This is a genomic window from Pelagerythrobacter marinus, assembly GCF_009827515.1.
GTDB classification, from domain to species: Bacteria; Pseudomonadota; Alphaproteobacteria; order Sphingomonadales; family Sphingomonadaceae; genus Pelagerythrobacter; species Pelagerythrobacter marinus.
The window spans coordinates 328,118-347,706 of sequence record NZ_WTYO01000001.1 but is presented as its reverse complement, the minus strand read 5'-3'; the positions used below and the strand labels follow the sequence as shown (position 1 = coordinate 347,706).

The window sequence follows — 19,589 nt, the reverse complement described above, 5'->3', positions numbered from 1 at the left end:
CCGCAAAGGGGAAAAGGACAATGGACGTAGCAGTACTGGGCGTGATGATCCCGATCATCGCACTGATGATCCCGATCGTCGCCATCTGGTCGCGGCACCAGCAGAAGATGGCCGAGATGAACGCGAAGTCGACCGCCGAGATGACGGCTGAAAAGGCCGCGCAATATACCGGCCAGATCAAGGACCTGGAGGAACGGGTCCGGGTGCTCGAACGGATCGTGACCGACCGCGGATACGACGTGTCGACCCAGATCGAGGCGCTGCGCGACCAGCACCGCGTCGAGAGCGAAGGCGCCGGCGTCCCGCTCGACATCGCCCGGAAGGAGAAGGCGTAATGGAATTCATGACCGAAACCGCCGTGATCGGCGCGGTGATCGCGCTGTCGCTGGGCTGGGTCGCCAATACCTGGATCCGGGTCAAGAACGGCTACCCGCTCGAGAACAGCTGGGGCAAGGCGGTCTATCCCAAGAACGACCAGGCGGTCGAACGGGTCAAGCTGCTGACGCAGGAGAACGCCGAGCTGCGGGCCGAGCTGGGATCGATCAAGGACCGGCTGGCCAATGTCGAGCGGATCGTCACCGACAGCGGCTATGGCCTGACCCACGAGATCGAGCGCCTGCGCCACGACCAGGCGAAGGACAAGGTCCAGTGAGCCTGCCCGAAGCGATCGCCTTCTGCGCGCTGATCGTCGGCTTCATCGTCGCCGCCGGCATCGTCCTCAGCGCTTACGAGAGCCGGATGAAGCACCGCAGCAAGGAACTGGAACTGCAAGTGCGCCTGGCCGAGGCGAAAGGGCGCCAGCGCTCCGATGCCGAGATCGGCCGGATGGAGGAACGGCTCCAGGTGCTCGAACGGATCGCGACCGACCGCAGCCCCGACCTCGCGCGCGAGATCGACGCGCTGCGCCTCGCCGACGAGAGGGAGCAAGTGCAATGAGCTTCTGGACCGCCGCGGTCGTCATCGTCGCCATCTGGGGCATCGTCCAGGTCATGAACGCGCGGCGCGAACGCGGCCCCGGCCGGGACCGCCCGGCCGACGGCGCCGACGCCGGCGAGGCGACCGGGGCCGGTGCCGCCGACGCGGAGACCCGGCGCGAGATAGAGGACCTGCGCGAACGGATCCGCGTGCTGGAGAAGATCACCGTGGACGGGCGCGAGGCGCGCGCGATCGCCGACGAGATCGAGCGCCTGCGCGACAAGTAGCGACGGCCGCGGGAACGGGGCCGGAGGACAAGAGGGAAAGGAGCATTGCCCATGAGCGACCAGATCGTCATCGCCGCCGCAGCGCTCGTCGCCATCGGCATCGTCGCCCTCGCCGCGCTGCGCGGCTGGCAGGGCTGGCTTTCGCTCAAGGAACGCGAACTGGACCGCGCCGGCCGCCGCCCGCCGCCGGAGATCGAGGGCGGCGCGCAACTGGGCGCAGCGCGGATCGAGATCGCGGACCTGAAGGAACGCATCCGCAAGCTGGAAGCCATTGCCAGCGGGGTCGATCTCTGACGTCGGGCACGGCGCGCTTGCGCGCCTCGAGCGACCCTGGGCCGGCAAGCCGGGGCGAAGGCCCTTTGCGTTTTCGCGCCGCGGCCCCTACCTGCCGCCCCATGCGAACGCTCGACGACATCCGCGAAGAATACGAGTTCCTCGAAGGCGACGAACGCTATCGCCTGCTGATCGAGCTGGGGCGCGAGCTGGAGCCGATGCCCGAGGCGCTGAAAACCGATGCGACGCTGGTGCGCGGCTGCTCGGCCGCGGTCTGGGTCTATCCCACGGCCGAGGGCGAGCGCCTGCATTTCCTCGCCGACAGCAATGCCGCGATCACCAAGGGGATCGTCGCGCTCGTGATCGCAGCGGTGCAGGACCGGCCCGCGCGCGAGGTAGCGGAGATGGACATTGCCGCCGCGCTGGCCCCGTTCGACCTGAAGAACCAGCTGAGTTCCAACCGCACGCAAGGGGTGCCGAACATGATCGCGCTGGTGCGCGATCACGCCGCGCGGATCGCGGCGGGCTGACCGGCGGCGGAACCGCAGGCGCGCGAGAACGCTGTCAGGTAAACGGCCCGCGCGGCCGGCACGCCCCGCCCCGGCGGGACGCGGCCGCGCCGGCCCCGGACAGCCCGGCCAGCCCGGACAGCCTGAACAGCAAGGAGCGTTCATTCATGCCGATCATCATTCTTATCGCCACCATCCTGCTGCCGCCGCTGGGCGTGGCGCTGAAGCATGGGCTGAACAAGGATTTCCTGATAAACCTGATCCTGACGATCATCCTGTTCGTCCCCGGCCTGATTCACGCGGTCTACGTCAACTACGTGCGCTAGGATCGCGCCGGCGGCCCCGGCGGGCGGGCACATCGGGTTCAAGGGGGGGAATCGTGCGCCGGATCTATCTCGCCGCAGGCATCGTCGCGGTGGCGCTGGGCGCGCTCGGCGCTTTCCTGCCGCTGATGCCGACCGTCCCCTTCCTCCTGCTCGCGGTCTATTGCTTCGCGCGCAGCAACCCGGAATGGGAACGCCGGATTCTCGATCACCCGCACTGGGGGCCGCAGATCCGCGACTGGCGCGAAAGGCGCGCGATCAGCCGCCGCGCGAAGACGATGGCGATCGGGGCGATGACCGTCGGCACGGTCTTCACCTGGTACACGCTGGGCCACCCGTGGTACTGGATCTCGATCGCGATCCTCGTCACCTGCGGCACCTGGATCGCCACGCGGAACGAGTGATCGCGCGGGGCAACGCGCGCCGCGTTTTCCTACATCGTATCAATCTGCCAGACCGGCGGGCATGACCGCCCATCGCGCCCCGTTGGATTCGCCGCATCGGCGCCGGCCCTGCTGCGCGCTGGCCCCAATGCAGGCGCCGAAGGTCACGCGCGGCGGCGCGGCGAAAGGTCACGACCGGCGTCGCGGCATGCCGTGCAAGACGCTGGTTTGCCGGGCGATTTCACGGAAGGTCACGCTTTCGACACGCGCACTATGCGTAACGCGCCCGTGCGACCTTCGGCGCGCGCGATCAGGCGCCGGCGCTGTCGCGGACCACGGCGATCCCCGCCTCGCGCTGGGCCTTCAGCTCCGCTTTCAAGCGGGCCGGGTCGCGCGCGAAGACGAAGCCGAAGCTGACCCCGCCTTCCTTCCCCACCGTCGCGTGGTGCAGCCTGTGCGCCTGGACCAGCCGGCGGGCATAGCCGCTGCGCGGAACCCAGCGGAAATAGCGCTGGTGAACCAGCCCGTCGTGCACCAGCGTGTAGATCACGCCGTAAGCGAGAATGCCCAGCCCGATCCAGGTCGCGGGCGGCCAGGCCCCCTCGCCCATGATCCACGGGCTGCCGAGCGCGAACATCGCAATGCTCATCGCCGCGCCGACGAGGGCGAAGAGGTCGTTCTTCTCCAGCACGTTGCCGTGCGGTTCGTGGTGGTCGCGGTGCCAGGCCCAGGCGAACCCGTGCATCACGTACTTGTGGCTGGCCCAGGCGACGCCTTCCATCGCGACGATGGTGGCGAATACGATCAGGACGGCTGCGATCACGCTCATGGCGCGATCCCTTATACGCTATTGCTCGCGCGGGAAGAAGAACCGTGCCACCTCTTCGCCGATCCGCGCGGGGCGCAGCGTCTCGGCATCGATGCAGCACCAGCTCGACTTCACTTCGGCCAGCACTTCCTCCCCCCGGTGGATGACGGTGGAGTAGAACGCGCGCGCGCCCTTGATGCTTTCGAGCACGGTGCGCGCGATCACGTCGTCTTCGAGGAAGGCGGGCTTGCGATAGGTGATCTCGTGCTTGAGCGCGACCCACGCCTTGCTCGCCACCTCGTCCGCCGGGGCGAGCTTGCGCCAGTGCGCGAGGACGGCATCCTGCACCCAGTTGAGATAGCGCGCGTTGTTGACGTGGCCCATGAAGTCGATGTCTTCGGGCGCGACCTTGATCGGAAAGGCAAAGGGTTTTGCTGACATGCCTGTAAGCTACCAGAAAAGCGTTGCGATTGCATTGCAAATCTCGCCCCGGTCGGGCCGCCTCCCGCAAGCCTTGATCGCGGCCAAGTTTTCCCATCTTGCCGCCCCCGGGCAGGGGGCATAGCCCGGTCCCATGGCAAGCGCCCCCCGCACGATGTACGAGAAGATCTGGGACGCCCACGTCGTGGAAACGCGCGACGACGGGACCAGCCTGGTCTTCATCGATCGCCACCTCGTCCACGAGGTCACCAGCCCCCAGGCATTCGAATCGCTGCGCGCCAGCGGCCGCACGGTTCGCCGGCCGGACCTGACGCTGGCCGTGCCCGACCACAACGTGCCGACCACGGCGCGGGTCGATGCGGCGGGCAAGCGATTGCCGATCGCCGACCCGCAGAGCGCGGCCCAGCTCGCCGCGCTGGAGCGCAATGCCCCCGATTTCGGCATTCGCCACATCGGCGCGACCGCGCCCGAACAGGGCATCGTCCACGTCGTCGGCCCCGAACAGGGCTTCTCGCTGCCCGGGGCCACGATCGTCTGCGGCGACAGCCACACTGCCGCGCACGGCGGGATCGGCGCGCTTGCGTTCGGCATCGGCACGAGCGAGGTCGAACACGTGCTCGCCACGCAGACCCTGCTGCTGCGCAAGTCGAAGACGATGGAAGTCCGGGTCGAGGGCGCGCTGGGCCCCGGCGTCACGCCGAAGGACCTGATCCTGCACGTGATCGGAGTGATCGGCACCGCGGGCGGCACCGGCCACGTGATCGAGTATCGCGGCCGCGTGTTCGAGGAGATGAGCGTCGAAGGCCGCCTGACGGTCTGCAACATGAGCATCGAGGGCGGCGCGCGCGCCGGCCTGATCGCGCCGGACGAGGTGACTTTCGCCTACCTCGAAGGCCGGCCCTATGCCCCGCGCGGGGCGGACTGGGACCGCGCGCTCGCCTGGTGGCGCACGCTGCGGACCGACGAGGGGGCCGCGTTCGACAAGTCGGTCACCATCGATGCCGCCGATATCGAGCCCACGGTGACCTGGGGCACGAGCCCGGAAGACGTCGTCCCGATCGGCGGACGCGTGCCGGCGCCGGAGAGCTTCGCCGATCCGGCCAAGCAGGAGGCCGCGCGCAAGTCGCTCGCCTACATGGGGCTGGAACCGGGCCAGCGGCTGGCCGACGTCGCGATCGAGAACGTCTTCATCGGCAGCTGCACCAACAGCCGGATCGAGGACTTGCGCGCCGCGGCCGAGGTCCTGCGCGGCCGGCACAAGGCGCCCGGCGTGAAGTGGGCGATCGTCGTGCCCGGATCGGGGCTGGTCAAGCGCCAGGCGGAGGCCGAGGGGCTGGACAGGGTCTTCACCGCGGCGGGCCTCGAATGGCGCGAGCCGGGCTGTTCCGCCTGCCTCGCGATGAACCCCGACAAGGTGCCGGCGGGCGAACGCTGCGCCAGCACCAGCAACCGCAACTTCGTCGGCCGCCAGGGGCCGGGCGCGCGCACCCACCTGGTCAGCCCCGCGATGGCCGCCGCCGCGGCGGTGACCGGGCGCCTGGCGGACGTGCGCGAACTGGCGTGATCGGCCACTGCCTCTGCCGCCGCGTGCGGATCGAGGTGCCCGGCCCGCCGGACCGGGTCGGGATCTGCAACTGCCGCCTGTGTCGCTGTTCGGGCGCGGCCTGGGGCTACTACGATCCGGCGGCGGTGCGCGTGGACGGCGCGGTCGCGGACTACAGGCGCGAGGATCTCGACGATCCCTGGCTCGTCCTCCACTTCTGCCCGCGCTGCGGATCGGCCACGCATTACACCGCCAGTGCCGCGCACGCGCTGGACCGGATCGGCGTCAACACCCGGCTGTTCGTGCAGGACGAGCTGGACGGGGTGGAAGTCACCTACCAGGACGGGCGCTGCGTGTTCGAAGCGGACGACGCGTTCATCGAGACGGGGACCGGCCGCATCGGCGACGGCAAGGCGTTTTGACGCGCAAGGCGGCCTTCGCCCCGCTCGCCGCGCCCGATGCGCGCCTGCTGATCCTGGGCAGCCTGCCGGGCGAGGCCTCGCTCGCCGCGCGCCGTTACTACGCCCACCCGCGCAACCGGTTCTGGCACCTCGTCGGCAAGGCGATCGGGGTGGACCTGGTATCGCGCGGCTACGAGGAGCGGCTGGCCGCGCTCAAGGCGCACCGGATCGCGCTGTGGGACACGGTCGCCTCCGCCCGGCGCAGCGGCAGCCTCGATTCCGCGATCCGCGAGGCGGAGCACGCCCCGCTGGCCGCCCTCGTCGCCACCCTGCCCGACTTGCGCGCCGTGGCCTTCAACGGGCGCAAGAGCGCCGCGATCGGGCGGCCCCAACTGGCCGGCCGGGCCGGGCTGGCGCTCGTCGACCTGCCTTCCTCGTCCCCCGCCCATGCCGCCATGCCCCTGGCCGAGAAAGAGCGTCTTTGGGGACGGCTAGCGGATTTCCTCGGGTGACCCCTTGCCAAGATTCGGGCAGCCGCGCATGGGATAGGGCATGACCAGGAAGCTCCCCTCATCGCTTGGCGGAAAGGCCGCGCTCGCCGGCGCGATCGGCTCCGCCGCCGTGGCCGCCGCGCTGCTTTATGCGTCCAAGCGCAAGGCGAAGAACACGCCGACCCAGCCCGGGCCGATCCCCTCCGGCGAAAAGCCGGAAACCGACTGATGGAGCCGGTCTCGACCATCGAGGGCCGCGCGATCCCGCTCGGCACCAAGAATGTCGATACCGACGTCATCATCCCGGCGCACTGGCTGAAGACGGTCACGCGCGAAGGGCTTGGCAAGGGCGCGTTCGAATCGCTGCGCGGCCAGCCGGGCAACCCGTTCGACGATCCCGACTTCGCCGGCGCGCCGATCCTGATCGCGGGCGACAACTTCGGCTGCGGGTCGAGCCGCGAACATGCCGCCTGGGCGCTGCTCGACCTCGGCATCCGGGCGGTGATCGCGCCCAGCTTCTCCGACATCTTCGCCGGCAACGCGTTCAAGAACGGAATCCTTGCAGTCTCCCTCCCCCAGGAACAGGTCGATCGCCTGCTGGAGGTCGCGCGCACCGATCCGGTGTCGCTCGACCTCGAGAACCAGACCGTGACGACTCCTTTCCAGGACCGCTTCACCTTCGAAATCGACGCCTTCCGCAAGCATTGCCTGCTGGAGGGGCTCGACGAAGTGGGCCTGACGCTGGAACGCGGCGACGCGATCGCCGCCTACGAGAAACGCCAGGCGCGCGACATGCCCTGGCTCGCAGAACCTAGGGAGAATGCCGCATGAAAGCTCTTCGCACCCACGCCGTCGGAGGCCCGGAAACGCTGACGCTCGACGAAGTCGAGGTGCCCGCGCCCGGCCCGGGCGAAGTGCTGGTCGACGTGAAGGCCTGCGCGATCAACTTCCCCGACACGCTGATGATCCGCGACCTCTACCAGTTCAAGCCGGAGCGGCCCTATGCCCCCGGGGGCGAGATCGCCGGGGTCGTCGCCGCGCTGGGCGACGGGGTGGAAGGCTGGCAGGTCGGCGACCGGGTCCTGGCCGGGATCGGCAACGGCGGCCTGGCGGAGAAAGTCTGCGTTCAGGCCGGGCGCATGTTCAAGGTGCCCGAAGGCGTGCCGTTCGAAAAGGCCGCCTCGCTGATGATGACCTACGGCACGACGATCCACGGCCTGAAGGATCGTGGGCACATCAAGGAAGGCGACGTGCTGCTGATCCTCGGCGCGGCGGGCGGGGTCGGCCTGTCGGCGATCGAGCTGGGCAAGGCCTTCGGCGCGCGCGTGATCGCCGCCGTCTCGAGCGAGGAGAAGGGCGAAGTCGCGCGCAAGGCCGGGGCGGACGACGTGGTGATCTATCCCCGCGGGGAGATGGACAAGGCGGCCAGCAAGGAACTGGCCGGCAAGTTCAAGGCCGCCTGCGGCCCCGAAGGCGCGAACATCGTCTACGACATCGTCGGCGGGCAGTATTCGGAACCGGCGCTGCGCGCGATCGCGTGGGAGGGGCGCTTCCTCGTGGTCGGCTTCCCGGCGGGAATCGCGAAAATGCCGCTCAACCTGACCCTGCTGAAATCGTGCGATATCTGCGGCGTGTTCTGGGGCGCCTTCACTGCGCGCGAGCCGGAGCGGTTCCGCGCCCAGGCGGACGAGCTGTTCGAACTGCTGCAGGCGGGCAAGATCGATCCGCTGATCTCCGAGACCTTCCCGCTGGAGCGCGGGGGCGAGGCGATCGCGAGGCTGGAAAACCGCCAGGCCGTGGGCAAGCTGGTCGTGACGATGGACTGACGCGGGCCTTCCCGCGCGGCGGGGCGCGATTGCGCGCTTGCCCCGCGCGGGGCCTGCCTCTATCCCGTCGCCAGAACCCACCCCTCTCGAGAGGACTGCATGACCGACTTCAAGGATCGCGAGCGCGCGGAAGAAGCCAAGTTCGCGATGGACGAGGAAACCGCCTTCCGCGTCGCCGCCCGGCGCAACCGGCTGCTGGGCGAATGGGCCGCCGGGCTGATGGGCCTGACCGCCGAGGAAGCCGACGCCTACAAGAAGGCCGTCGTCCAGGCCGATTTCGAGGAAGCGGGCGACGAGGACGTGATCCGCAAGCTCCTGGGCGATCTCACCGCCGCCGACTGCAACGTCAGCGAAGCCGACATCCGGGCCAAGCTGGAGGAAAAGACGGTCGAGGCGAAGCGCCAGCTGATGAGCGAGAGCTGATCGCGCCATGCCGATGTCCGGCCCGGAAATCGAAGGCATGATCAAGGCCGCGCTGCCCGGCGCGGAAGTGGTCATGACCGACCTCGCCGGCGACGGGGACCACTGGGCCGCGCGCGTCGTCGCCCCTCAGTTCGCGGGCAAGACCCGGGTGCAGCAGCACAAGATGGTCTACGACGCGCTCGGCGGGAAGATGGGCGGCGTGCTTCACGCCTTGCAACTCACGACCGAAGTGCCCACCTGACGTTCACGACACGATACCTGAACGGAAAGTCTCCATGGCCGATATCAACGAACGCATCACCGACATCGTCGGCAAGAACGACGTGGTGCTCTTCATGAAGGGAACGCCGCTGTTCCCGCAGTGCGGCTTTTCCAGCCGCGCGGTCGCGATCCTCGACCACTGCGGCGTCGCCTTCGAGGGCGTCGATGTCCTGCAGGACATGGAAATCCGGCAGGGAATCAAGGCCTATTCGGACTGGCCCACGATCCCGCAGCTTTACGTGAAGGGCGAATTCGTCGGCGGCAGCGACATCATGATGGAGATGTTCGAAGCCGGCGAACTGCAGCAGATGCTCGACGACAAGCAGGTCGCCAAGGCCTGACCGTCCGCCCCATGCGATGAAAATGGCCCGCCCGGCACTGCCGGCGCGGGCCATTTTGCTGGGTTCGGGGAGGCGGCGCCGGGAGACTGGATGCGCCGCCTCTGTTCGAAGACCGCTTTGGGTACGCGCCGCGCTGCATTGTTCGTGCCAGGCGTGCCATCGCGCGGGAATCCGCGCGATACGAAGGTAAAGGGGCGTTAACGCCGCGCGCCGGTTGTAAAGGAAACCGACAGGCGATTCACCCTTGGCAGCGGACGGCGCGCGCTCCACACTGGCAGCGATGAACGATACGCCCAACGGCATTCCCGCCGCCACCGTCGTGGTCTTCCGCAAGGGGCCGGAAGGCTCGCCGCCCGAACTGCTGATGGTCATCCGTTCGCGCACGATGAGCTTCGCCGGCGGGGCCGCCGTGTTCCCCGGTGGCCGCGTGGACGATGCCGACCGCGCACTGGCCGCAACCCTGCCCGAGGTCGACGACCCGGACGAGGCTGCCCACCGGATCGCCGCGATCCGCGAAACGCTGGAGGAAACCGGCCTCGCGATCGGGTTCGCGGGCCGGATCGATGGCGGGAGCGCGCGCGAGGCACGGCGCATCCTGCTCGACGCCGGCTCGCTCGCCCCGGTGCTCGACGCCACCGGCTGGACGCTCGACCTGGGCGCGATCGTGCCCTTCGCCCGCTGGTTCCCGCGCAACGAGCGTCTGCCGCGCATCTTCGACACGCGCTTCTACCTCGCGGACCTCGGCACCGGCGAAGTCGACGTGGCGGTCGATGAAACCGAGAACACGCGCCTGTTCTGGACCACGGCCGCCGATGCCCTCGCCGCCGCCGACCGGGGGGATCTGACGGTGATCTTCCCCACGCGCCGCAACCTCGAGCGGCTGGCCGGGTTCGCCGATTTCGACGCCGCGCTGCGCGATTGCGCCGCCTTCCCCCAGCAGACGATCACGCCCTTCGTGGAAGAGCGCGACGGGGCGCGCTGGATCTGCATCCCCGAGAATCTCGGCTACCCGGTGACGGCGGAGCCGCTCGACGGGGTCCGGCGCAGCTAGGCCGGCGTTTCGGCGCGGCCGGGGTTTTCGCGCGCGTCGTCGAGGCCCGCCCCGCGCAGGAAGAACTCGGTCCGCTCGGCGATCCGCTCCGCACCGGGCCGGGCCATGACGCCGTGGCTGATCGCGTCGTTCTGGAGGTCGCTGATGATCAGGCCGAGGAATATCTCCGACAGGACCTCGGGCGGGCCGGACATCGCGACGCCGGCGTCCGCCCACTCCACGAACACGTCCTCCAGCGCCTTGCGCGTGTGCATGGCGGTCGTTTCGAAGAAGCGCCGGGCGAAATCGACGTCGTCGATGCTGCGCGCGATGACCATCCGCACGAGCGCGACATCGTCGGGTTCGAGAAACCGCTCGTAGAGCGCGCCCGCCAGCTCGCGCAGCATCGCCGGGGGCGACCGGTGGCGCGCGGCGACCTCGCGGATCACGCTTTCGCCGGAGGCGGCCTTTTCGAAGACGACCGCGTCCAGCAGTCCTTCCTTGTTGCCGAACAGCTTGTAGACGGTGGCGAGCGACCCGCCGGCGCGATCGACGATCTGGCCCAGCGTCGTACGCTCGTAACCCTGTTCGATGAAGAGCGCGCGCGCCGCGTCGACGATCGCGCGCCGCCGACGATCGAGGCGATCGCATTCGAATTCGTAATTCATTCCGCAAGGCTCCACGATTCCGGGTTGCATGACAATCGTGTAATGCCTATTACACCTTCGCACCTGCACAAAAGCTGACCGAAAGCCCCTCCATGAAGCGCCTTGTTACCGGCCTCTTCGCTTGCGCCCTCCTTTCCGCCTGCTCGGGCATGGAGGAACCGCCCGCCCCGCCCGCCGTCCCGGTCAAGACGGTGACGGTCGAATCGCGCCCGGTCCCCAATGTCATCGAGCTGCCGGGCCGGGTCGAACCGGTCCGCGTGGCCGAGGTCCGTGCGCGTGTAACCGGTATCGTGCAGAAACGCCTCTACGAGGAAGGCACCGATGTCGTCGCCGGGCAGCCGCTGTTCCGGATCGACCCGCGCGAGTTGCGCGCCGCCTATGCCCAGACCGAGGCGAGCCTCGCCCGGGCGCGGGCGACGGCCGCCAATGCCCGCGCGGTGGTGGAGCGCTATCGCCCGCTGGTGGAGGAAAACGCCATCAGTCGGCAGGAATACGACGCCGCCCTGGCCGCCGCGCGCGAGGCGGAGGCCAACGTCGCGCAGATCCGCGCCCAGCTCCAGGCCTCTTCGCTGCAACTGGGATATACCACCGTGCGCGCGCCGATTTCCGGCCGCGCGGGCCGCGCCCAGGTGACCGAAGGCGCGCTGGTGACGCAGGGCGAAGGCACGCTGATGACGCGGATCGAGCAGATCTCGCCCGTCTACGTCAGCTTCGCGCAGGCGGCGAGCGAGGTCATCGCGCTGCGGCGCGCCGTCGCCGCAGGCGAGGTGGACCTGGGCGAGGACGACCGGATCGAGGTGCGCCTGTCCTTCAGCGACGGCACCGAGTACGCGATCCCCGGCCACATCGATTTCCTGGCCTTCTCGGTCGACGAGGAGACCGGCACGGTCGAACTGCGGGCCGAGTTCGCCAACCCGTCGGGGCTGCTCCTGCCGGGCGAGTTCGTCCGCGCTCGGATCTTCGCCGGCCAGGTGAACGAAGGCATCGCCGTCCCGCAACGCGCGGTGACGCTGGGCGAGAACGGCGGCTCCGTCTTTGTCGTCGATCGCGAGGGCAACGCCGCGCTGCGACCCGTACAGCTCGGCGCGATGGTGGACGGGCTGTGGATCGTCGAGAGCGGGCTGCAGCCAGGCGACAAGGTGATCGTCAGCAACCTGCAGAAACTGCGCCCCGGCGCGCCGGTGACCGTCGCCAACGCGCCTTCCGCGAAGCCTGTCGCCCCCGCCGCGGCCGAGACCCCCGCTGCCGGTGCACGCTGAGCCATGGCCCAGTTCTTCATCAATCGCCCGATCTTCGCCTGGGTCGTCGCCCTGGGGATCCTGCTGGCCGGCCTGATCGCGCTGCGCGCCCTGCCGGTCGAGCAATATCCTGACGTCGCCCCGCCCTCGCTGGCGATCAACGTCGTCTATCCCGGCGCCGACGCGGAGACGCTGGAAGACAACGTCACCCAGGTGATCGAACAGCAGCTCAACGGCGTCGAGGGCTTCCTCTACATGTCGTCGTCGAGCCAGTCGAACGGCACCGCGACGATCACCGTCACGTTCGAGGCCGGGACCGATATCGACATCGCCCAGACCGAGGTCCAGAACCGCCTGTCCACGGTCGAGGCGCGGCTGCCCGAGGAAGTCCGCCGCCAGGGCATCACCGTGCGTCAGGCCGACGATACCTTCCTGATGATCGTCGCGCTCACATCGCCCAGCGGCGCGCTCGACAGCACCGATCTGGGCAATATCGCCACCAACCAGGTGATCGACGAGCTGCGCCGCGTGCCCGGGGTCGGCGACGTCATGCTGTTCGGATCGGGCTATGCAATGCGCATCTGGCTCGATCCCGATGCGCTCGCGTCCTACAACCTCTCCCCCGGGGCGGTGCTGGCGGCGATCCGCGAACAGAACAGCCAGACCGCGGGCGGCGCGATCGGCGCGCAGCCGATCGTCGACGGGCAGCAGATCAATGCCACGATCTCGACCGAGGGCCGCTTCTCCACGCCCGAGGAGTTCGAGAACATCATCCTGCGGGCCAGTAGCGGCGCGGCCGTCGTCCGCCTGGGCGAAGTCGCCCGGGTCGAACTGGGCGCACAGACATATGCCAGCTCGACGGAACTCAACGGCAAGCCGATGGCCGGCATGGCGGTGCAGCTCGCCACCGGCGCCAATGCGCTGGAAGCTGCCAGGGGCGTGAAGGAACGCCTGGCTGAGCTCGACGCCACGCTGCCCGGCGATGCCACCTGGTCGATCCCCTACGACACCACCCCGTTCGTCGAGGCATCGATCGAGGAAGTGGCCAAGACGCTGATAGAGGCGATGATCCTCGTCTTCCTCGTCATGTTCCTGTTCCTGCAGAACTGGCGCGCGACGTTGATCCCGACGCTCGTCGTGCCGATCGCCCTCGCCGGGGCCTGCCTCGGCCTGTGGCTGTTCGGCTTCTCGATCAACGTCCTTTCGCTGTTCGGCATGGTCCTGGCGATCGGCATCCTGGTCGACGACGCGATCGTCGTGATCGAGAACGTCGAGCGGATCATGCGCGAGGAAGGCCTGCCGCCGCTGGAGGCGACGCGCAAGGCGATGGGGCAGATTACCGGCGCGATCATCGGGATCACGCTGGTGCTCGTGGCGGTCTTCGTGCCGATGGCCTTCTTCCCCGGCTCGACCGGCGGGATCTACCGCCAGTTCTCGGTCACGCTGGCGATCGCGATCTTCTTCTCGGCCGTGCTGGCCCTGTCGCTGACCCCGGCGCTCTGCGCGACGTTCCTGAAGCCGATGGCGCACGGGCACGACGCGGAGCCGGACGAGGCCCCGGGCGAGCTGCCGCCCGGCTGGCGCGGGCATGCCGAACGCGGCCGCCGCGCGCTGGCGCGGTTCTTCGCCCGGTTCAATCGCTGGTTCGCCGAGATGACCGAGAAGTACGGGCGGGCCAACGATCGCATCCTGTCGCGTCCGATGCGTGCCTTCGCCGTCTTCCTCGCCCTCGGGGCGGTCACCGTGCTGCTGTTCATGCGGATGCCGGGCGCCTTCCTGCCGACCGAGGACCAGGGATTCCTGATCACCGCCGTCCAGGCACCGCCGGGCGCGACGCAGGAGCGCACCGACGAGGCGCTGGAGCCGATCACCGATTTCTGGCTCGGCCGGGACGAGGTCGAAAGCCATGTCGTCGTGCGCGGTTTCAGCTTCTTCGGCCAGGGGCAGAACAACGCAATCATGTTCTCCAGCTTCAAGCCCTGGGACGAGCGCACCGCGCCGGGAAGCAGTGCCGAGGCCATGCTGGGCCAGGCCATGGGCACTTTCGCGCAGATCGACGGGGCCATGGCCTTCGTGATCCAGCCCCCTTCCATCCAGTCGCTCGGCAACGCGAGCGGCTTCACCATGAAGCTGCAGGACCGCGGGGGGCTGGGGCGCGAGGCGCTGACCGCCGCGCGCGACCAGTTGCTGGGCATGGCCTCGCAAAACCCGGCGATCGCCAACCTGCGCCCCGAAGACCAGGGGCCCAGCCCCGAGCTGGAAGTGAACATCGACCGGGTGCAGGCGCGCGCGCTGGGTCTTTCGCTGGCAGAAGTGAACGCGGCCCTCTCGATCACGTTCGGTTCCGCCTATGCCAACGATTTCAACCGCGACGGGCGCGTGCTGCAAGTGCTCGTCCAGGCCGATGCGCCCCACCGCATGACGCCGGAAGACGTCCTTGCGCTGCGCATCCCGAACCAGCAGGGCGAGATGGTGCCTTTCAGCGCCTTTGCCGACGTCGAGTGGTCGGCCGGCCCGGCCAGCCTTTCGCGCTACAACGGCTACCCGGCCATGACCCTGTCCGGCATGGCTGCGCCGGGCCGGTCCTCCGGCGCCGCGCTGGAGGAGATGGAGCGCCTCGCCAGCCAGCTTCCCCAGGGCATCGGCTACGAATGGACCGGCATCTCGTTCGAGGAGAAGCAGGCCGGCGGCCAGATCGGGCTCCTGCTCGGCCTGTCGGTGGTGATCGTGTTCCTCGTGCTGGCCGCGCTTTACGAAAGCTGGGCCGTGCCGCTGGCGATCCTGCTGATCGTGCCGATGGGCGTTCTGGGCGCCGTGCTCTTCTCTATGGCGCGGGGGCTGTCGGCCGATATCTATTTCAACGTCGGCCTGATCACGATCATCGGTCTCGCGGCCAAGAACGCGATCCTGATCGCCGAGTTCGCGATCGAGGAGGAAGAACGCGGCATGCGCCGGATCGATGCGGTCAAGGCGGCGGCGCGCCTGCGCCTGCGCCCGATCATCATGACTTCGCTGGCCTTCACGATGGGCATGGTGCCGCTGGCGCTGGCCAGCGGTGCGGGCGCGGCGAGCCGGATCGCCGTGGGCACCGGCGTCATGGGGGGGATGATCGCCGCCACCGTCCTGGGGATCTTCCTGATCCCGATGCTTTACCTGCTGATCCGGCGGAACATCAGCCGCAAGCAGCCGGTGGCCGCGGGCCACCTGGACGACACGCCGCCGCCGGGAACCGCCGAGGAGCCTGCCCGATGAAACGCCTCGCCGCCCTCGTGCTGGTGCCGGCCGCGCTGGCCGGCTGCACCAGCCTCGCCCCCGAGCACACCCGGCCGCAGGCGGCCGTCGCCCCTGCCTACGACGCGGGCCTGCGCCCCGACGGCGCGGTCGTGGCATCGCAGCTGTCCTATCGCGACTGGTTCGTCGATCCGCGGCTGAACGCGCTGATCGCCGCCGCGCTGGAGAACAACCGCGATCTCGTGGCGGCCACCGCGCGGATCGAACAGGCCCGCGCGCGCTACCGAATCGAGGATAGCCGCAAGCTGCCCGCCGTCGTCGCCGATGCCAGCGGCACCCGCGCGCGCCAGGCCGTCGCGACCGGCGACGGCGCACTGACCAGCGTGACCGACAACCGGTTCCAGGTCGGGGTCGGCGTCAGCGCGTTCGAACTCGATTTCTGGGGCCGCGTGGCCAGCCAGAGCGAGGCCGCCCGCGCCGAATACCTGGCCACGGTGGCGGCGCAGCGCGCCTTCTACCTCGCGCTGATTGCCGACACGGCCAGCACTTATTTCGAGATCGTCGAGACCGAGGAACAGGTGGCGCTGGCCGAAGCGACCGCCGAAACCCGCCGCGAATCGCTGCGCATCGCAAGGCTGAGGCTGGATTCGGGGGTCACGTCCGCCCTCCCCTACCGCCAGGCGGAAACGCTGCTGACCCAGGCCGAACAGCAGCTGTCGGCCGAGCGGCTTGCGCTCGCCCGCCTGCGCAACCAGTTGCTGGTCCTGGTCGGCGGACGCGAACCGGCGGACCTGCCGCCGGCGCTACCGCTGGCGGAACAGGACAACGGCTGGCGCCTGGCGGCCGGGCTGCCGTCCGACCTCCTGCTCGCCCGGCCCGACATCGTCGCCGCCGAAGAACGCCTGCGCGCGGCGCGGGCCAATATCGGCGCGGCGCGCGCGGCGTTCTTCCCGACCATCTCGCTCACCGGCAGTGCGGGCCTTGCCTCCACCAGTCTCGACGGGCTGTTCGGCTCCGACGGGTTCGGGTGGAGTTTCGGGCCCTCGATCAGCCTGCCGATCTTCGACTGGGGCGCGCGCGAGGCGAACCTCGACCTGGCGCGCGCGCTGGAGGTGGAAGAAGTCGCGAACTACGATCGCGCGGTCCAGACGGCCTTTCGCGAAGTGGCCGATGCGCTCGCCGGGCGCCGGTACCTGGCCGAACAGGTCGAAACGCTGGAGCGGGCGCTTGCGGCGCAGGAGCGGATCGCGCGCATCGCGCGGCTGCGCTATCGCGAAGGGGTGGCCGACTACCTCGAGGTGCTCGACGCCGAACGCAACCTGTTCACCGCGCGCCAGCAATTGCTCGCCACTCGCCGCGCCGCGCTGCAGAACCGGGCGACCCTGTTCGTCGCGCTGGGCGGCGGGTTCGAGCAGGCGGACCGCTAGGCCGCGATCTCGCCCAGCCGGCGGCGCACGGCGGAAAGATCGCGGTCGAACAGGGCGGCCTGCTCCCGCGCGGCGGCGCCGTCGAGGCGCAGCAGGTACGAAGGGTGCGCGGTGATCCACAGCTCGCTCCCGTCGTCGAGGTCGATCGGTGCGCCGCGCGCCCGCACGATGCTGACCGTGCGGCCCAGGATGGCGCGGGCGGCGCTGGCGCCGAGGGCGAGGACGAGGCGCGGCTTGACCACGTCCCGCTCGGCCTCCAGCCACCAGCGGCAGGTATCGATTTCCTTCGCCCCCGGTGTCTGGTGGATGCGGCGCTTGCCGCGCAGCGTGTGCTTGAAGTGCTTGACCGCGTTGGTGAGATAGGCCCGCTCGCGCGAAAGGCCGGCCGACGCCATGTGCCGATCGAGCAGCTGGCCGGCCGGCCCCACGAAGGGGCGCCCCGCGCGCTCTTCGCAATCGCCCGGCTGCTCGCCCACGATCATCAGCCTGGCCGCGCCGGGGCCTTCGCCGCGAACGGCGCGCCCGTCCTGGCAACCGATCGGACATGCCCGGCAACCCTCGATCGCGGCGCCGATCGCATCCAGGCTCCGCGGCCGCCCTTCGAAAGCCGGCCCGCCCGAAGCGATCATCTGCGCCTCGCGCGCCTGGGCCCCGGCGACCAGGTCGGGGATGATCGACGCTTCGGGCAGGTTCTTCCAGTACTTGCGCGGCATCTCGCTGGTCATGGCCCTGGTCTTCAGCCGGGCCGGATTGAAGATCGACGCGTAATAGGTCCGCCAGAGATCCTCCATCGCATCGCCCGAAGGCGCGTCGCCGCGCTGCGCGGGCGGCCCCTCCACCAGCGTCTCGCCGTCCCAGTGCAGCGATCCCCTGGGCGTGAGGATCGACCAGGCCATCCCGGCGAACCGTCGCTGGAAAAAGCCGGCATTGGCGCGCACGATGTGGTGATCGGGTTCGAACCAGGCGACGTACCTCTCGCGCTCTCCGGCCTCGCGCGGTGCAATTCGCCGGAACCGCACGAAGGCATGCATCTTGTGGCTGTCGCGCCGCACCGCCTTGTCCAGCTCCGCCAGTTGGCGGACGTCACTGTCGGCCTTGTCCTCCAGCAGGCGGTCGTGTTCCTGCATCCGCCAGAGCAGGCGATAGAGCAGTGCGAAGCGCGCGGGGTCCGAATGGAGCGCGGCATTGCCCGCCAGTTGCAGGAAACGGCGACTGGCGCGCACCTCGCGCACGGGCGCGGGTGGCGCCGGCGGCAGGGCCTGGGCAGCAAACAGGTCGCCCGGCGCGCCGGGCTCGATCCAGCTCACGTCCTCGGGCGGAATAGCGCATTGGATCAGCAGGCGCGCCCTGTCCCGCCAGAACGCGAAATCGTCCGGCCGCGGCAGCGCGACGGCATAGCGGGCGCGGGCAGCGGCCGGTGTCGGCATCATGCCGCGAACAGTTCCAGCTGCTCGGCCCGCGGCGCGAGCAGCGATCGCAGGTCCGCCCGGTCGGTCAGCCGCGTGGGCCGCCAGTCGGCGGTGCAGATGAACGGGCGGACTTTGGCCAGCGACACGGTCAGCCGCGCGACATCCTCGAGCCGGAGCGTCCGGTGCCGGCGCGCGGCAACAATCCGGTCGACCGCCGTTACCCCCAGCCCCGGCACGCGATAGAGCAGTTCGCGCGGGGCACGATTGACGTCGAGCGGGAAAGTCTCCCGGAACTTGAGCGCCCAGGCCAGCTTGGGATCGATGTCCAGCGGCAGGTTGCCCTTGTCGTCGGTCGCTTCCGCCACCTCCGCCGCCCGGAAGCCGTAGAAACGGATCAGCCAGTCGGACTGGTAGAGGCGATGTTCGCGCACCAGCGGCGGTCGCTTGAGGGGGAGGACCGCGCTGGCATCGGGGATGGGACTGAACGCGGAGTAATAGACCCGCCGCAACCCGAACTGCGTGTAGAGCCCGCTCGCCCGGTGCACGATATCGGCATCGCTCGCCCGGTCGGCACCCACGATCATCTGCGTGGACTGGCCGGCCGGGGCGAACCGCGGCGCATGGCGGAACCGCCGGCGCGAATCCCTGGCCGCCGCGATGTCGGTGCTGGTGCGGTTCATCGCGCCCTCGATCTGCCGCGCGTCCTTGTCGGGGGCGAGCCGCGCAAGGCCGCGATCGGTCGGCAGTTCGACATTGATCGAGACGCGATCAGCGAACAGGCCCGCCCGGTGCACGAGCTCGGCATCGGCCTCGGGAATGGTCTTGAGGTGGATGTAGCCCCTGAACTCGTGCTCCTCGCGCAGGATGCGCGCGCATTCGACCATCTGCTCCATCGTGTGGTTGGAGCTTTTCACGATGCCGGAAGAAAGGAACAGCCCCTCGATATAGTTGCGGCGATAGAAGCTGATCGTCAGGTCGGCCACTTCCTGCGGGGTGAAGCGCGCCCGGCGCGTGTTGCTGCTCTTGCGATTGACGCAGTAATGACAATCGAAAATGCAGTGATTGGTCAGCAGGATCTTGAGCAGGGAGATACACCGGCCGTCGGGGGCATAGGCGTGGCAGATCCCCATCCCCTCGGTCGAACCGATCCCCTTCCCGCCCAGCGAATTGCGCCGGGCCGTTCCGGACGACGCGCACGAGGCGTCGTACTTGGCCGCATCGGCAAGGATGGCGAGCCGATCCATGATCGAGGAACTGGACATATGTTCTCCATATGTTCACCCCGTGGAAGAGTCCAGTCCAATCGAACCGCTTGAAAACCAATGCTTCCTTGTCGCGCCCCACCCTCGCGGAAGGCTCGG

Annotated in this window: 26 protein-coding genes; 21 read left to right on the top strand and 5 right to left on the bottom strand. The window is 69.2% G+C overall.

Features of this window, described 5'->3' with window-relative positions; all coding sequences use genetic code 11:
• The first annotated feature begins 20 nt into the window (after nt 1–20).
• The 8 genes from GRI72_RS01575 to GRI72_RS01540 all read left to right on the top strand — a co-directional run bounded on the left by GRI72_RS01575 (nt 21) and on the right by GRI72_RS01540 (nt 2,711).
• A complete protein-coding gene (locus GRI72_RS01575; RefSeq protein WP_160732169.1) occupies nt 21–335 on the top strand; it encodes a hypothetical protein in 315 nt (104 codons plus the stop codon).
• On the top strand, nt 335–652 hold the full coding sequence (locus GRI72_RS01570) for a hypothetical protein (protein ID WP_160732168.1): 318 nt from the start codon (nt 335–337) through the stop codon (nt 650–652). The genes GRI72_RS01575 and GRI72_RS01570 overlap by 1 nt, the downstream gene beginning before the upstream one ends.
• A complete protein-coding gene (locus GRI72_RS01565) occupies nt 649–936 on the top strand; it encodes a hypothetical protein (RefSeq protein WP_160732167.1) in 288 nt (95 codons plus the stop codon). Before GRI72_RS01570 ends, GRI72_RS01565 begins: the two co-directional genes overlap by 4 nt.
• Complete coding sequence (locus GRI72_RS01560; RefSeq protein ID WP_160732166.1) at nt 933–1,202, top strand: hypothetical protein; 270 nt, start codon at nt 933–935, stop codon at nt 1,200–1,202. The genes GRI72_RS01565 and GRI72_RS01560 overlap by 4 nt, the downstream gene beginning before the upstream one ends.
• A gap of 51 nt (nt 1,203–1,253) precedes the next feature.
• Nucleotides 1,254–1,496 carry a hypothetical protein gene (locus GRI72_RS01555; RefSeq protein ID WP_160732165.1) on the top strand — a complete coding sequence of 81 codons (243 nt, stop codon included), beginning with the start codon at nt 1,254–1,256 and terminating at the stop codon, nt 1,494–1,496.
• A gap of 101 nt (nt 1,497–1,597) precedes the next feature.
• On the top strand, nt 1,598–2,005 hold the full coding sequence (locus tag GRI72_RS01550; RefSeq protein WP_160732164.1) for a SufE family protein: 408 nt from the start codon (nt 1,598–1,600) through the stop codon (nt 2,003–2,005).
• A gap of 146 nt (nt 2,006–2,151) precedes the next feature.
• The gene (locus GRI72_RS01545) at nt 2,152–2,310 is read left to right on the top strand and encodes a YqaE/Pmp3 family membrane protein (RefSeq protein WP_160732163.1); all 159 of its coding nucleotides are present in this window, start codon (nt 2,152–2,154) and stop codon (nt 2,308–2,310) included.
• 50 nt (nt 2,311–2,360) lie between these two features.
• Nucleotides 2,361–2,711 (top strand): DUF454 family protein, encoded by a 351-nt coding sequence (locus tag GRI72_RS01540; RefSeq protein ID WP_160732603.1) that lies wholly within the window; start codon nt 2,361–2,363, stop codon nt 2,709–2,711.
• A 289-nt stretch (nt 2,712–3,000) separates the two neighbouring features.
• On the opposite strand, the gene GRI72_RS01535 is transcribed toward GRI72_RS01540, so the two are convergent.
• Together GRI72_RS01535 and GRI72_RS01530 are read right to left on the bottom strand one after the other, a co-directional pair.
• Nucleotides 3,001–3,519: a sterol desaturase family protein gene (locus tag GRI72_RS01535; protein ID WP_160732162.1), complete on the bottom strand. Its 519-nt coding sequence runs from the start codon at nt 3,517–3,519 to the stop codon at nt 3,001–3,003.
• A gap of 18 nt (nt 3,520–3,537) precedes the next feature.
• The gene (locus GRI72_RS01530) at nt 3,538–3,939 is read right to left on the bottom strand and encodes an acyl-CoA thioesterase (protein WP_160732161.1); all 402 of its coding nucleotides are present in this window, start codon (nt 3,937–3,939) and stop codon (nt 3,538–3,540) included.
• 133 nt (nt 3,940–4,072) lie between these two features.
• Here GRI72_RS01530 and leuC point away from each other — a divergent pair, with 133 nt between their 5' ends.
• The 10 genes from leuC to GRI72_RS01480 all read left to right on the top strand — a co-directional run bounded on the left by leuC (nt 4,073) and on the right by GRI72_RS01480 (nt 10,276).
• The gene (leuC, locus tag GRI72_RS01525; protein ID WP_160732160.1) at nt 4,073–5,503 is read left to right on the top strand and encodes a 3-isopropylmalate dehydratase large subunit; all 1,431 of its coding nucleotides are present in this window, start codon (nt 4,073–4,075) and stop codon (nt 5,501–5,503) included.
• Nucleotides 5,500–5,904 carry a GFA family protein gene (locus tag GRI72_RS01520; RefSeq protein ID WP_160732159.1) on the top strand — a complete coding sequence of 135 codons (405 nt, stop codon included), beginning with the start codon at nt 5,500–5,502 and terminating at the stop codon, nt 5,902–5,904. Before leuC ends, GRI72_RS01520 begins: the two co-directional genes overlap by 4 nt.
• Nucleotides 5,901–6,395 carry a DNA-deoxyinosine glycosylase gene (locus GRI72_RS01515; RefSeq protein ID WP_160732158.1) on the top strand — a complete coding sequence of 165 codons (495 nt, stop codon included), beginning with the start codon at nt 5,901–5,903 and terminating at the stop codon, nt 6,393–6,395. The genes GRI72_RS01520 and GRI72_RS01515 overlap by 4 nt, the downstream gene beginning before the upstream one ends.
• A gap of 40 nt (nt 6,396–6,435) precedes the next feature.
• Entirely contained in the window at nt 6,436–6,603 is a 168-nt protein-coding gene (locus GRI72_RS01510) for an isopropylmalate isomerase (RefSeq protein WP_160732157.1), read from the top strand.
• Nucleotides 6,603–7,205, top strand: coding sequence for a 3-isopropylmalate dehydratase small subunit (gene leuD, locus GRI72_RS01505; RefSeq protein ID WP_160732156.1), 603 nt, complete (start codon nt 6,603–6,605; stop codon nt 7,203–7,205). Before GRI72_RS01510 ends, leuD begins: the two co-directional genes overlap by 1 nt.
• The gene (locus tag GRI72_RS01500; RefSeq protein WP_160732155.1) at nt 7,202–8,200 is read left to right on the top strand and encodes an NADPH:quinone oxidoreductase family protein; all 999 of its coding nucleotides are present in this window, start codon (nt 7,202–7,204) and stop codon (nt 8,198–8,200) included. Before leuD ends, GRI72_RS01500 begins: the two co-directional genes overlap by 4 nt.
• Before the next feature lie 99 nt (nt 8,201–8,299).
• On the top strand, nt 8,300–8,623 hold the full coding sequence (locus tag GRI72_RS01495; protein ID WP_160732154.1) for a DUF1476 domain-containing protein: 324 nt from the start codon (nt 8,300–8,302) through the stop codon (nt 8,621–8,623).
• Between the two features lie 7 nt (nt 8,624–8,630).
• Nucleotides 8,631–8,864, top strand: a complete 234-nt coding sequence (locus GRI72_RS01490) for a BolA/IbaG family iron-sulfur metabolism protein (RefSeq protein WP_160732153.1) — start codon at nt 8,631–8,633, stop codon at nt 8,862–8,864.
• A 34-nt stretch (nt 8,865–8,898) separates the two neighbouring features.
• Nucleotides 8,899–9,225, top strand: a complete 327-nt coding sequence (gene grxD, locus GRI72_RS01485; RefSeq protein WP_160732152.1) for a Grx4 family monothiol glutaredoxin — start codon at nt 8,899–8,901, stop codon at nt 9,223–9,225.
• 280 nt (nt 9,226–9,505) lie between these two features.
• Complete coding sequence (locus GRI72_RS01480; RefSeq protein WP_160732151.1) at nt 9,506–10,276, top strand: NUDIX hydrolase; 771 nt, start codon at nt 9,506–9,508, stop codon at nt 10,274–10,276.
• Here the strand turns inward: GRI72_RS01480 and GRI72_RS01475 are convergent.
• Nucleotides 10,273–10,923 carry a TetR/AcrR family transcriptional regulator gene (locus GRI72_RS01475; RefSeq protein ID WP_160732150.1) on the bottom strand — a complete coding sequence of 217 codons (651 nt, stop codon included), beginning with the start codon at nt 10,921–10,923 and terminating at the stop codon, nt 10,273–10,275. The two genes, GRI72_RS01480 and GRI72_RS01475, sit on opposite strands and share 4 nt — an antisense overlap.
• A 92-nt stretch (nt 10,924–11,015) precedes the next feature.
• Here GRI72_RS01475 and GRI72_RS01470 point away from each other — a divergent pair, with 92 nt between their 5' ends.
• Genes GRI72_RS01470 through GRI72_RS01460 form a run of 3 tightly spaced genes read left to right on the top strand, consistent with a single transcriptional unit; the run spans nt 11,016 to nt 16,819 of the window.
• Nucleotides 11,016–12,182, top strand: a complete 1,167-nt coding sequence (locus GRI72_RS01470) for an efflux RND transporter periplasmic adaptor subunit (RefSeq protein WP_160732149.1) — start codon at nt 11,016–11,018, stop codon at nt 12,180–12,182.
• Between the two features lie 3 nt (nt 12,183–12,185).
• Nucleotides 12,186–15,413, top strand: coding sequence for an efflux RND transporter permease subunit (locus GRI72_RS01465; protein WP_160732148.1), 3,228 nt, complete (start codon nt 12,186–12,188; stop codon nt 15,411–15,413).
• Nucleotides 15,410–16,819, top strand: a complete 1,410-nt coding sequence (locus GRI72_RS01460; protein WP_160732147.1) for an efflux transporter outer membrane subunit — start codon at nt 15,410–15,412, stop codon at nt 16,817–16,819. The genes GRI72_RS01465 and GRI72_RS01460 overlap by 4 nt, the downstream gene beginning before the upstream one ends.
• Here GRI72_RS01460 and GRI72_RS01455 read toward each other — a convergent pair.
• Nucleotides 16,816–18,249 carry a UdgX family uracil-DNA binding protein gene (locus tag GRI72_RS01455; protein ID WP_237486677.1) on the bottom strand — a complete coding sequence of 478 codons (1,434 nt, stop codon included), beginning with the start codon at nt 18,247–18,249 and terminating at the stop codon, nt 16,816–16,818. The two genes, GRI72_RS01460 and GRI72_RS01455, sit on opposite strands and share 4 nt — an antisense overlap.
• Nucleotides 18,246–19,490 carry a putative DNA modification/repair radical SAM protein gene (locus GRI72_RS01450; RefSeq protein WP_160732146.1) on the bottom strand — a complete coding sequence of 415 codons (1,245 nt, stop codon included), beginning with the start codon at nt 19,488–19,490 and terminating at the stop codon, nt 18,246–18,248. Before GRI72_RS01450 ends, GRI72_RS01455 begins: the two co-directional genes overlap by 4 nt.
• Between the last annotated feature and the right edge of the window lie 99 nt (nt 19,491–19,589).

What these genes read in the sequence shown, in the direction of transcription:
- GRI72_RS01575 (WP_160732169.1), top strand. Translation starts at nt 21, where the DNA reads ATGGACGTAGCAGTACTGGGCGTGATGATCCCGATCATCGCACTGATG.
- GRI72_RS01570 (WP_160732168.1), top strand. Translation starts at nt 335, where the DNA reads ATGGAATTCATGACCGAAACCGCCGTGATCGGCGCGGTGATCGCGCTG.
- GRI72_RS01560 (WP_160732166.1), top strand. Translation starts at nt 933, where the DNA reads ATGAGCTTCTGGACCGCCGCGGTCGTCATCGTCGCCATCTGGGGCATC.
- GRI72_RS01555 (WP_160732165.1), top strand. Translation starts at nt 1,254, where the DNA reads ATGAGCGACCAGATCGTCATCGCCGCCGCAGCGCTCGTCGCCATCGGC.
- GRI72_RS01550 (WP_160732164.1), top strand. Translation starts at nt 1,598, where the DNA reads ATGCGAACGCTCGACGACATCCGCGAAGAATACGAGTTCCTCGAAGGC.
- GRI72_RS01545 (WP_160732163.1), top strand. Translation starts at nt 2,152, where the DNA reads ATGCCGATCATCATTCTTATCGCCACCATCCTGCTGCCGCCGCTGGGC.
- GRI72_RS01535 (WP_160732162.1), bottom strand. Translation starts at nt 3,519, where the DNA reads ATGAGCGTGATCGCAGCCGTCCTGATCGTATTCGCCACCATCGTCGCG.
- GRI72_RS01530 (WP_160732161.1), bottom strand. Translation starts at nt 3,939, where the DNA reads ATGTCAGCAAAACCCTTTGCCTTTCCGATCAAGGTCGCGCCCGAAGAC.
- leuC (WP_160732160.1), top strand. Translation starts at nt 4,073, where the DNA reads ATGGCAAGCGCCCCCCGCACGATGTACGAGAAGATCTGGGACGCCCAC.
- GRI72_RS01510 (WP_160732157.1), top strand. Translation starts at nt 6,436, where the DNA reads ATGACCAGGAAGCTCCCCTCATCGCTTGGCGGAAAGGCCGCGCTCGCC.
- leuD (WP_160732156.1), top strand. Translation starts at nt 6,603, where the DNA reads ATGGAGCCGGTCTCGACCATCGAGGGCCGCGCGATCCCGCTCGGCACC.
- GRI72_RS01500 (WP_160732155.1), top strand. Translation starts at nt 7,202, where the DNA reads ATGAAAGCTCTTCGCACCCACGCCGTCGGAGGCCCGGAAACGCTGACG.
- GRI72_RS01495 (WP_160732154.1), top strand. Translation starts at nt 8,300, where the DNA reads ATGACCGACTTCAAGGATCGCGAGCGCGCGGAAGAAGCCAAGTTCGCG.
- GRI72_RS01490 (WP_160732153.1), top strand. Translation starts at nt 8,631, where the DNA reads ATGCCGATGTCCGGCCCGGAAATCGAAGGCATGATCAAGGCCGCGCTG.
- grxD (WP_160732152.1), top strand. Translation starts at nt 8,899, where the DNA reads ATGGCCGATATCAACGAACGCATCACCGACATCGTCGGCAAGAACGAC.
- GRI72_RS01480 (WP_160732151.1), top strand. Translation starts at nt 9,506, where the DNA reads ATGAACGATACGCCCAACGGCATTCCCGCCGCCACCGTCGTGGTCTTC.
- GRI72_RS01475 (WP_160732150.1), bottom strand. Translation starts at nt 10,923, where the DNA reads ATGAATTACGAATTCGAATGCGATCGCCTCGATCGTCGGCGGCGCGCG.
- GRI72_RS01470 (WP_160732149.1), top strand. Translation starts at nt 11,016, where the DNA reads ATGAAGCGCCTTGTTACCGGCCTCTTCGCTTGCGCCCTCCTTTCCGCC.
- GRI72_RS01465 (WP_160732148.1), top strand. Translation starts at nt 12,186, where the DNA reads ATGGCCCAGTTCTTCATCAATCGCCCGATCTTCGCCTGGGTCGTCGCC.
- GRI72_RS01460 (WP_160732147.1), top strand. Translation starts at nt 15,410, where the DNA reads ATGAAACGCCTCGCCGCCCTCGTGCTGGTGCCGGCCGCGCTGGCCGGC.
- GRI72_RS01455 (WP_237486677.1), bottom strand. Translation starts at nt 18,249, where the DNA reads ATGATGCCGACACCGGCCGCTGCCCGCGCCCGCTATGCCGTCGCGCTG.
- GRI72_RS01450 (WP_160732146.1), bottom strand. Translation starts at nt 19,490, where the DNA reads ATGTCCAGTTCCTCGATCATGGATCGGCTCGCCATCCTTGCCGATGCG.